Annotated in this window: 8 protein-coding genes; 4 read left to right on the top strand and 4 right to left on the bottom strand. The window is 73.0% G+C overall.

From position 1 onward, the window contains the following. Nucleotides 1-125: 125 nt before the first annotated feature. Nucleotides 126-728 carry a hypothetical protein gene (locus ACWC1K_RS50320; protein ID WP_450840905.1) on the bottom strand — a complete coding sequence of 201 codons (603 nt, stop codon included), beginning with the start codon at nt 726-728 and terminating at the stop codon, nt 126-128. 79 nt (nt 729-807) lie between these two features. On the opposite strand from ACWC1K_RS50320, the gene ACWC1K_RS50315 reads away from it, so the two are divergent. From ACWC1K_RS50315 to ACWC1K_RS50305, 3 genes are all read left to right on the top strand, one after another. Continuing rightward, nucleotides 808-1,881, top strand: coding sequence for a sialidase family protein (locus ACWC1K_RS50315; RefSeq protein ID WP_450840903.1), 1,074 nt, complete (start codon nt 808-810; stop codon nt 1,879-1,881). Between the two features lie 37 nt (nt 1,882-1,918). Beyond that, complete coding sequence (npdG, locus tag ACWC1K_RS50310) at nt 1,919-2,635, top strand: NADPH-dependent F420 reductase (RefSeq protein ID WP_450840901.1); 717 nt, start codon at nt 1,919-1,921, stop codon at nt 2,633-2,635. A 63-nt stretch (nt 2,636-2,698) separates the two neighbouring features. Continuing rightward, nucleotides 2,699-2,887 carry a hypothetical protein gene (locus ACWC1K_RS50305; protein WP_450840899.1) on the top strand — a complete coding sequence of 63 codons (189 nt, stop codon included), beginning with the start codon at nt 2,699-2,701 and terminating at the stop codon, nt 2,885-2,887. On the opposite strand, the gene ACWC1K_RS50300 is transcribed toward ACWC1K_RS50305, so the two are convergent. Next, on the bottom strand, nt 2,877-3,677 hold the full coding sequence (locus ACWC1K_RS50300) for a site-2 protease family protein (protein WP_450840897.1): 801 nt from the start codon (nt 3,675-3,677) through the stop codon (nt 2,877-2,879). The two genes, ACWC1K_RS50305 and ACWC1K_RS50300, sit on opposite strands and share 11 nt — an antisense overlap. Before the next feature lie 227 nt (nt 3,678-3,904). On the opposite strand from ACWC1K_RS50300, the gene ACWC1K_RS50295 reads away from it, so the two are divergent. Then, nucleotides 3,905-7,966: an AfsR/SARP family transcriptional regulator gene (locus tag ACWC1K_RS50295; RefSeq protein WP_450840895.1), complete on the top strand. Its 4,062-nt coding sequence runs from the start codon at nt 3,905-3,907 to the stop codon at nt 7,964-7,966. A 20-nt stretch (nt 7,967-7,986) separates the two neighbouring features. Here ACWC1K_RS50295 and ACWC1K_RS50290 read toward each other — a convergent pair whose 3' ends face one another. Both ACWC1K_RS50290 and ACWC1K_RS50285 read right to left on the bottom strand, forming a co-directional pair. After that, nucleotides 7,987-8,802 carry an ABC transporter permease gene (locus ACWC1K_RS50290; RefSeq protein ID WP_450840893.1) on the bottom strand — a complete coding sequence of 272 codons (816 nt, stop codon included), beginning with the start codon at nt 8,800-8,802 and terminating at the stop codon, nt 7,987-7,989. Further along, nucleotides 8,799-9,824, bottom strand: a complete 1,026-nt coding sequence (locus tag ACWC1K_RS50285; protein ID WP_450840891.1) for an ATP-binding cassette domain-containing protein — start codon at nt 9,822-9,824, stop codon at nt 8,799-8,801. Before ACWC1K_RS50285 ends, ACWC1K_RS50290 begins: the two co-directional genes overlap by 4 nt. Between the last annotated feature and the right edge of the window lie 264 nt (nt 9,825-10,088).

Here is a 10,088-nt window from a genome sequence, read left to right as displayed (position 1 = left end):
CATCGCCGGCCCGCACAAAATACCGCACCCCCGCAAAAACCCAGCCCCTCCGGCGTTTGAGGAGCGGGGGTCCGGGGGCCGGCCCCCGGGTCGGGACGGGTAGGGGCGGCGGGGGCGAACCAAGTTCACCAGCGCGCCGGCGGCGGCGCCGTGAGTTGCTCCGCCAGGCGGTAGAGGCGGTCCCTCAGGCGTCGGTTCCCCCGCGGCGCCGGCAGGGCGTTCTCACCGGCCGCCGCACTCACCAGGTGCTGCACAGTGTCCAGGTCCAGCTCGGAGCCCTCCGGCACAGCCAGCGACTCATGAGCCAGAGAGGCAAGCTCACCCTCCCCCGACCCGAGCGCCAACACCGTCGCCCCGGCCCGCCGCACGTCATACACCCGCTCCAGCAGCGGCCCCTCAGGCCCCCCGGGCGAAACCACCAGCAGCGTCTCCCCCCGCCGCGCCGCCGCCAACCGCCCGAGCCCCACCGCCAGATGCGCCGGATCAGAGGGACGCGCCCCGTGCCGTACCAGGGTCGGGGCCAGCTCCGGAGTCCCCGACCACGCGGCCTCGTCCACCAGATGGGCCGCCAGATGCCACGGCTCGTACTCCTCGGTGCCCACCAGCAGCAGCCCCCCGCCGTGCGACACCACCGACCCGCGCAGCGCCCCCGCGAACCGCCGCGCGGCCCCCAACCACTCCGTCCCGGCGAGCACTTCCCGCAGCAACGCGACACGTACGGCGTCCATGCCTGCGCATCCTGCACCAGTCGGACACCCGTGACCGGGCGTTCACCCCGAATTCGCCCGACCTGGCGACAGTGCGCGGATGACAGAAGCCACCGTTCCCTTCCGCGCCGGCCTTGAGGGATACGCGAGTTACCGGATCCCGGCGGCGGTCGTCACCGCCAAGGGCACCCTCCTCGCCTTCTGCGAGGGCCGGGTGAACTCGGCGAGCGACCACGGGCACATCGACATCGTGCTCAAGCGCTCCACGGACGGCGGCCGCACCTGGGGCCCGCTGCAGGTCGCCGCGGACAACGGCACCGGCCTGGCGGGCAACCCCGCCCCCGTGGTCCTCGACACCGGCCGCATCCTCCTCGTCCACGTCCGCAACGCCGCATCCGCCTCCGAGGAGACGATCCGGCTCGGCAAGGTGAAGGAGGCCGACGGCCGCCGGGTGTGGGTGCGGCACAGCGACGACGACGGCCTCACCTGGTCGAGCCCCGTCGAGATCACCAAGTCGGTGAAGAAGGCCGGCTGGCGCTGGTACGCCACCGGGCCCGGCCACGCCCTTCAGCTCGGCAGCGGCCGGATCGTCGTCCCCGCCAACCACAGCCTCCCGCCCACCGGCACCGACCTCGGCACCGAGGGCCGGTACAACGGCGGCCACTGCCTACTCAGCGACGACCGCGGCGCGACCTGGTCCATCGGCTACGTCGACGACAACACCGACGGCTACATCAACGCCAACGAGACCACCGCCGCCGAACTCCCCGACGGCAGCGTCTACTTCAACACCCGCACCGACTCCCCGTCGCCCGGCAACCGCGCCGACGCCCACTCCCAGGACGGCGGCAAAACCCTGCGCCTGCCCTTCCGGCCACAGGCAGGCCTCGAGGGCCCGGTCTGCGAGGGCAGCCTGCTCCAGCTCCGCGACCCGGACGTGCTGCTCTTCTCCGGCCCCGCCCACCCCGACGCCCGCGCCCTGATGACCGTCCGCGCCTCGACCAACAACGGCACGACCTGGCGCCCGGTGTACACGATGGACGGCCTGCCCGCCGCCTACTCCGACCTCGTCCGCCTCGACGCCTCGACGGTCGGGATCTTCTACGAGACCGGGGACTTCGGCGCCTACGAGCGGATCGTCCTGCGACGGCTGCCCGTGAACCGGCTCACCTGACCGACAGGGGTGGCCGGGGCGGACGTAAAGTCGGCCCATGACCTCTACCGACAGTGCTGCACAGACCCCCGCGAAGGCCCCCGCCAAGGACCCCTGGGACCTGCCCGACGTCTCCGGGCTCGTCGTCGGCGTCCTCGGCGGGACCGGGCCGCAGGGCAAGGGCCTCGCCTACCGGCTGGCCAGGGCCGGCCAGAAGGTGATCATCGGCTCGCGTGCCGCCGAGCGTGCCCAGGCCGCCGCGGACGAGCTCGGGCAGGGCATCGAGGGCCACGACAATGCCGAGACCGCCCGCCGCAGTGACATCGTGATCGTCGCCGTGCCGTGGGACGGCCACGGCAAGACCCTGGAGTCGCTGCGCGAGGAACTGGCCGGCAAGCTGGTCGTCGACTGCGTCAACCCGCTCGGCTTCGACAAGAAGGGCGCCTACGCGATCAAGCCGGAGGAGGGCAGCGCCGCGGAACAGGCCGCCGCCCTGCTGCCGGACTCGCGGGTCACCGCAGCCTTCCACCATCTGTCGGCGGTCCTCCTCCAGGACCCCGAGATCGACGAGATCGACACCGATGTGATGGTGCTGGGCGAGGAGCGGGCCGACGTCGAGATCGTGCAGGCGCTGGCCGGGCGCATCCCGGGCATGCGCGGCATCTTCGCCGGCCGGCTGCGCAACGCCCACCAGGTCGAGTCGCTGGTCGCCAACCTGATCTCCGTCAACCGCCGCTACAAGGCGCACGCCGGGCTCCGCGTCACGGACGTGTGAGGCGATGGGGGACACTGGACGCCGTAACGGTGTCCCCCGGCCCGCCGACAGGAGTCGAACGACATGCCCCGCCTTGGCCTCTATGCCCTGATCGTCTTTGTGCTCGCCGTGGCCGCGGCCGTGGTCTCCTTCGCGCAGGGCAGCTGGCTGGGCATCGTGTGGATCCTGCTGGCGGGGCTGTCCAGCAACATGTGCTGGTACTACTGGAAGCGGGGCCGGGCCGAGCGCCGTTCCTCCTCCATCACGGGCTGACCGAGCAGAACTCGTTCGTGCCCTGCCAGAAGCGGTAGAGCTCCTGGCCGCAGTACGTGCCGAAGTCGCTGATGCCGAGGCTGCGCAGGATCGCGTCGATCACGTCGAAGAACGCGGTGTTGACCGACGGCACCCACAGCAGCGCGAACACGAACAGCAGGCCGAAGGGCGCGAAGGGCTCCACCTGTCGCTTGATCTTGTACGACAGCCAGGGCTCGATGACGCCGTAGCCGTCCAGGCCGGGCACCGGCAGGAAGTTCAGGATGGCGGCCGTGACCTGGAGCAGGGCGAGGAAGGCCAGCGCGAACTGGAAGTCGCGCGGTACGCCGTCCAGCGCGTGCAGCCAGAACGGGGCGGTGCACACGGCCGCGAACAGCACGTTCGTCAGCGGTCCTGCGGCCGAGATGAGGCTGTGCCGCCAGCGGCCCCGGATCCGTCCGCGCTCGATGAACACCGCGCCGCCCGGCAGCCCGATCCCGCCCATGATCACGAACAGCACCGGCAGCACGATGCTCAGCAGCGCATGCGTGTACTTCGTCGGGTTCAGCGTGAGATAGCCCTTCGCGCCGACCGAGATGTCACCGCTGTGCAGGGCGGTACGCGCGTGTGCGTACTCGTGCAGACACAGGGAGACGATCCAGGCCGCCGTCACGAACAGGAACACGGCCACGCCCGGCTGCTCGGCGAACCCGGTCCAGGTGGCCCAGCCCGTGACCGCCGTGACGGCCAGGATCCCCAGGAAGACGGGGCTGATCCGCCGGTCGCTGCGGCTGGTGGTGGCGGTGGTCATGGAACTCCCTGGACTGTGCGTGCACGCGGTGGGACTGCCCGACGGTACCGGGCGCAGGTGGAAAACGTCTCGCGGGGGGCCGGGGGTTCCATGGAAGGGTGGGGGCGTGGGGGATTGGCATGTGTTCTGCGTGGGCCGGCGGAGAGCCCGGTCGCGCTGCCCCCGTGACCGCGCCGCTCGCCGGAACCCCATGACCACCCCCGACGTCAACGGAGACAATGGACCCCGTGCGCTATCGCATCCTCGGCACCACTCAGGCACTCCGCCCCGACGGCACCCCTGTCCCGGTCGGCGGGGCGCGGCTGCGTGCTCTGTTGACCGTGCTGGCCCTGCGCGCCGGGCGTACCGTGCCGGCCGGTGTCCTGGTCGACGAGGTGTGGGGCGGTGACCCGCCCGCCGACGCGCCGGGCGCGCTGCAGGCGCTGGTCGGCCGGCTGCGGCGGGCGCTCGGCGCGGACGCCGTCGCCTCCGCGGAGGGCGGCTACCGGCTCGCCGCCCGGCCCGACGACGTCGACCTGCACCGCTTCGAGCGGCTGACCGGCGAGGGCACGCGCGCGCTGGCCGACGGTGACCCCGCCAAGGCGGCCGTGGTCCTCGACGACGCCCTCGGCCTGTGGCGCGGGCCCGTCCTGGCCGACCTCCCCGACCGCACCGCGGAGGCGGCCCGCTGGGACACCCGCCGCCTCGACGCCCTGCGCACCCGCCACACCGCCGCCCTCGCCCTGGGCCACGCCGAGCAGTCCCTGCCCGAACTGACCGCCCTGTGCGACACCCACCCCCTCGACGAACCCCTCCAGGCCCTGCGCCTGCGAGCCTTGCGCGACGCGGGCCGCACGGCGGAGGCCCTGGCCGCCTTCGAGGAGGTACGGCGGCTGCTGGCGGACCGGTTGGGGGCGGACCCGGGGAACGAACTACGGGCCCTGTACGGGGAGTTGCTGCGCCCGGAGGAGTGGACGCGCGGGCTTGACGCTCCCGCTTCAGCGGGTGGTCCCGGCGAGGGGCCGGGGGAGTGGTCGCGGTCGGAGGAGGGGGAGGAGCGCGTGCCCGGCCGTGCTGCCGGCGCGCCGTCCGGTGGGCCGGGGTGGGGTGTCGGTGAGCGGTCGGAGGAGGGGGATTCCCGGGCGCCGGGGTTTGGTGCCGGTGCCTCGTCGGGTGGTCGCGGGCGGGGTGTCGGTGAGGGGGCGCGGGGGTCGCTGGGGCCGGAGGACGTGGATTCGGGGGCGCGTGGCGGTGCGACCGGTGTTCCTGCGGGTGGTCCTGGGCGGTATGCCGGTGAAGGGTCGGGGGAGTGGTCGCGGCCGGAGGAGGGGGAGGCGCGCCTGCGTGGCCGGGGTGCCGGTGTCGGTGAGCGGCCGGAGGACGTGGATTCGGGGGCTCGTGGCGGTGCGACCGGCGTTCCTGCGGGTGGTCCTGGGCGGTATGCCGGTGAAGGGTCGGGGGAGTGGTCGCGGCCGGAGGAGGGGGAGGCGCGCCTGCGTGGCCGGGGTGCCGGTGTCGGTGAGCGGCCGGAGGATGAGGATTCTTGGGCGCGTGGCCGTGTGCCCGGCGTTCCGGCGGGTGGTTCCGGGCGGGACGGCGGTGACCGGTCGGGAGAGCGGGACGAGTGGGTACGGGGGAGTGGCCCAGGCGCCCCGTCGGACGGCCGCGGGCGGAACAGCGGTGGACCGGCGGCCGGTAGGCCCGGTGCCGTCGGCGGAGGTCCGGACGGTGCGAGGCCCGGGGCCTCGGCAGACGGCCTGTCGGGCCAGGGGGCCGGCGCCCCCGCAGCCAATGCCCCCCAGCCTCCCGGCAACCTCCGCGCCCGCCTCACCTCCTTCGTCGGGCGGGAGGGCGACATCGAGGCCATCCGGGGCGATCTCGCCGCGGCGCGGCTCGTCACGTTGCTCGGGCCGGGCGGGGCGGGCAAGACGCGGCTGTCGCAGGAGGCTGCCGAGGCCGTGCGGTACGCGGCGCGGGACGGGGTGTGGCTGGCCGAGCTGGCGCCCGTCGACGACCCGGACGCCGTACCGGAGGCCGTGCTGACGGCCGTCGGGGCCAGGGAGACCGTGCTGTACGGCGCCGGGGCCGAGGCGATGCGGGCGGCGGGGGCCGAACGGCACGACGACCCCGTCGAGCGGCTCGCCGAGCACTGCGGACGGCGGCGCATGCTGATCGTCCTCGACAACTGCGAGCATGTCGTCGAGGCCGCCGCCCGGCTGGTGGAGGAGCTGCTCGAACGCTGCCCGGAGCTGACGGTGCTCGCCACCAGCCGTGAACCCCTCGGCGTACCGGGGGAGTTGCTGCGGCCCGTGGAGCCGCTGCCCGAGCCGGTCGCGCTGCGGCTGCTCGCCGACCGGGGCGCGGCCGCCAGGCCCGGGTTCCGGACGGACGAAGATCCCGAGGCGTGTGCCGAGATCTGCCGGCGGCTCGACGGGCTGCCCCTGGCCATCGAGCTGGCCGCCGCCCGGCTCCGCATGCTGACGCCCCGCCAGATCGCCGACCGGCTCGACGACCGCTTCCGGCTGCTGACCTCCGGCAGCAGGACCGTGCTGCCCCGCCAGCAGACCCTGCGCGCGGTCGTCGACTGGTCCTGGGAGCTGCTCGACGAGGAGGAGAGGGAGGTCCTGCGGCGGCTCTCCGTCTTCGCGGGCGGCTGTGACCTCGCCGCCGCCGAGGCCGTCTGCGGGCCCGCGGCGCTGGAGGCCCTCGGTTCGCTCGTCGACAAGTCCCTTGTGGTGGCCGCCCCCGCGGGCGACGGAGGCATGCGCTACCGGCTCCTCGAGACCGTCGCCGAGTACGCCGGCGAGCGTCTGGACGAGGCCGGGCGGCGCCCGGAGACCGAGCGCGCGCATCTGACGTACTACCGCGAACTCGCCCGCACCACCGACCCGTTGCTGCGCGGCCCCGGCCAGCTCGCCGCGATCGAGCTGCTGGAGCGCGAGTACGAGAACCTGCGCACCGCCCTGCGCCACGCCGTCGCCGAGCGCGACGAACAGGAGGCCGTCTGCCTCGTCCTGTCGCTGTGCTGGTACTGGCAGATGCGGGACGCGCGCATCGAGGCCCGCAACTGGTGCGTCGAGGTCATGGCCCTCGGCCCCGACCCCTTCACCGCCCCCGTCCGGCGCGCCGAACCGCTCTGGCAGCGCTGCACCGACGTCCCGCCCCCACTGTCCGGCGAACTCCTCGCCGAGGCCAGGCGCGGCGTCCACCTTGCCCATCTCGCCTGCATGGACACCGAGTTGGACGCCTGGGAGTCCCCGCGGGCGAAGGAGAAGCTGCGCACCATAACCGAGGTCTACCGGCCCGGCCTCCCGCAGAACTGCCGCACCCCCGGCATCCTCTGGTTCTACGCCGTGATGCTGACCGGCGGCGTGGGGCAGCTGCCGGGCATCCTCGACGCGAGCGTCGACACCTGCCGTGCCACCCCCGGCATGGAGTGGGAACTCGCCGCCACCCTGCAGATGCGCGCCAACCTCCTCGCCAACCGCAGCGACTGGGCGGGCGACGCGCGGCGCGACGCCGACGAGTCGCTGGAGATCTACCGGCGGATCGGCGATCTGTGGGGCACCGCCGAGGCGCTGTCCGCCCGCGGTGAGGCCCATGAACGCATCGGCGAGTACGCGGCGGCCGCCGCCGACTACGAGGCGGCGATGGAACGCGCCGAACGCCTGGGCGCCCGCGCCCAGTTGGCCGTGCTGGGCGCCCGGCTCGGCAGCGCGCTCCTGGAGGTGGGCGAGACGGAGCGTGGGGAGCAGCTGCTGCGCGAGGTGATCGAGCGCAGGGACGGCTCGGGCAACGAGGCCATGCCCGCCGCCCGGATGTTCCTCGCGAGCCGACTCGCCATGGCCGGCCGGATACCGGAGGCGCGCGAGCAACTGCGGTTGCTGCGCGAGGAGTTCACGATCGCCCACTTCGTCGTCTTCGACGCGTTCATCCTCGGCTCGGAGGCCTTCGTGGAGGCGGCCGACGGCCAATACGAGCAGTCCCTGGACAAGGCCCGGCAGGCGCTGCGACGGGCCGGCGACCCGCTGTCCGAGGCCATCGCCCCGCACATGCGCCCCCTGTACCTGACCCTCGCCGCGATCGGTCTCGCCGGTGCCGACGGCGGCCGCCGGGCCCGGGACGCCGCCCGCTGCATCGGGGCCGCGCGGACCCTGCTGCCGGCCGGCCATGCCGCGACGTCCATGGAGCGCGACGTGTACGCCCGGGCCGAACGGCTCGCACGCGCGGCCCTCGGCGACGAGGCCTACGAGACCGCCCACGCGGAGGGCGGCGGCCTCTCCGCGGAGGAGGCCGCCGCCCTGGTCTGACGCGGAACCGACCGTGAACTTCAGCTGTTCGTGCGGAACTTGTGGATCGCGACCGGCGCCATCACGGCGGTGATCCCTACGGACCAGGCCAGTGTCATCCACAGTCCGTGCGCGACCGGGCCGCCCACCATCAGTCCGCGTGCCGCGTCGGCGAGCGTGGACAGCGGGTTGTACTCGGTGAAGTTCTTCAGCCAGCCCGGCATCGTCGTCGGCGGGGCGAAGATCGACGAACCGAACTGAAGCGGCATCAGTACCAGGAAGCCCATGGCCTGCACCGACTGTGCGCTCTTCATCGTCACGCCGAGGGTGAGGAACACCCACATCAGCGCCGAGCCGAACAGGGTGGCCAGGCCCACGGCCGCGAAGAGCCCCGGCCAGTGGGTGATGTGGAAGCCCACCAGCACGGCCACCACCATGAGGATCACGCACGCGACGAGCATGCGCATCAGCTCCACCATGATCTTGGCGACCAGCACCGAGCCGCGGCCGATCGGCAGGGACCGGAAGCGGTCCATGACCCCGGAGTTGAAGTCCGTGTTGAATCCGGTGCCCACGCCCTGGGCCATGTTCATCCCCATCATGGCCAGCAGCCCGGGGATGACGTACTGCACGTATCTCTCCTGTCCGCCGCCGAGCGACTGCCCGATGGAGCCGCCGAAGACGTACACGAACAGCAGTGTGAAGATCACCGGGAACAGCACGGCGTCGAACATCGACTCCGGGTCCTGCCGGATCCAGAGCAGGTTCCGGCGGATCAGCGCGCCGGTGTGGCGCAGATGGCCGCGCAGCGGGATGCGCGCGTCGGCGGCCGGAGCGGTGGCGGTTGCCGCGCTCATACGGCGACCTCCTCAAGGGTGTCGGTGGGTACGGCGTCCTGCGGGGCACTGGCGCGGTGGCCGGTGAGGGACAGGAACACCTCGTCCAGGCTGGGCAGTTCGGTGATGATGGAGTTGATCGTGATGCCCTCCGCGAGGACCACGCCGGCCACCGCGGTCAGCTGTTCGTCGCTGAGGATGGGGACGATCACCGAACCGCTCTCGGTGTCGACGGTCGTGGTGGCGAGGCCGGTGATGCCGAGGCCGTCGAGGGTGGCGGCGAGCGGCCGCAGCTGCTGCGGGTCCGCGGGCCGCACCCGCAGGGTCCGTCCGCCCACCTTGGCCTTCAGCTCGTCGATCGCACCGCCCGCGATGACCTTGCCGCGGTCCACGACGGTCAGTTCGTCGGCGAGCTGCTCGGCCTCCTCCATGTACTGGGTGGTGAGCAGCACGGTGACCCCCTCGTCGACCATCCGCTTGACCTCGTCCCACACCTCGTTGCGGGTGCGCGGGTCGAGTCCGGTGGTCGGCTCGTCGAGGAACAGCACCTCGGGCCGCCCGATCATCGAGGCCGCGAGGTCCAGTCGCCGCCGCATACCGCCGGAGTAGGTGCTCGCGGGCCGCTTGGCGGCCTCGGTGAGCGAGAACCGCTCCAGCAGCTCGTCGGCACGCGCGCGTGCCTCCTTGCGGGGCAGGTCGAGCAGTCGCCCGATCATGTAGAGGTTCTCCCAGCCGGGCAGCTTCTCGTCGACGGAGGCGTACTGCCCGGTGAGGCCTATCACCCGGCGCAGCTGCCGGGGCTGGCGCAGCACGTCGTATCCGGCGACGGTCGCCTGGCCCGAGGTGGGGGCGAGCAGGGTGGACAGGATCCGTACCAGGGTGGTCTTGCCGGCGCCGTTCGGCCCGAGCACACCCATCACGGTGCCCTCGCGCACATCCAGGTCCACGCCGTCCAGCGCCTTGGTCTCGCCGTAGTGCTTGACCAGCCCCCGCACGGTGACGGCGCTACCGCCGTCGCTGGGGTTCTTGTCGATTCGCGTCATGCCGATGACGGTGCCAGGGCCGACCGACAAACGACCGACAGGTCACCGACACGGCTGTGCCGGCGCCTACATATCGCCGACACTCCGGCCCGGTGACCGCGCCCAGGGTTGTCGCCCCCGCCGCCCCTTCCCGTCCCGACCCGGGGGCCGGCCCCCGGGACCCCCGCTCCTCAAGCGCCGGAGAGGCTGGGTTTCAGCCTGTCCGGCGTTTGAGGACGAGGCCGTTCAGGCCGAAAGCGGGGGTCTGGGGGCGGCAGATCGGAA

The sequence above is a fragment of the Streptomyces sp. NPDC001492 genome (assembly GCF_053597275.1).
This window is presented reverse-complemented; position numbering and strand designations above follow the sequence as displayed.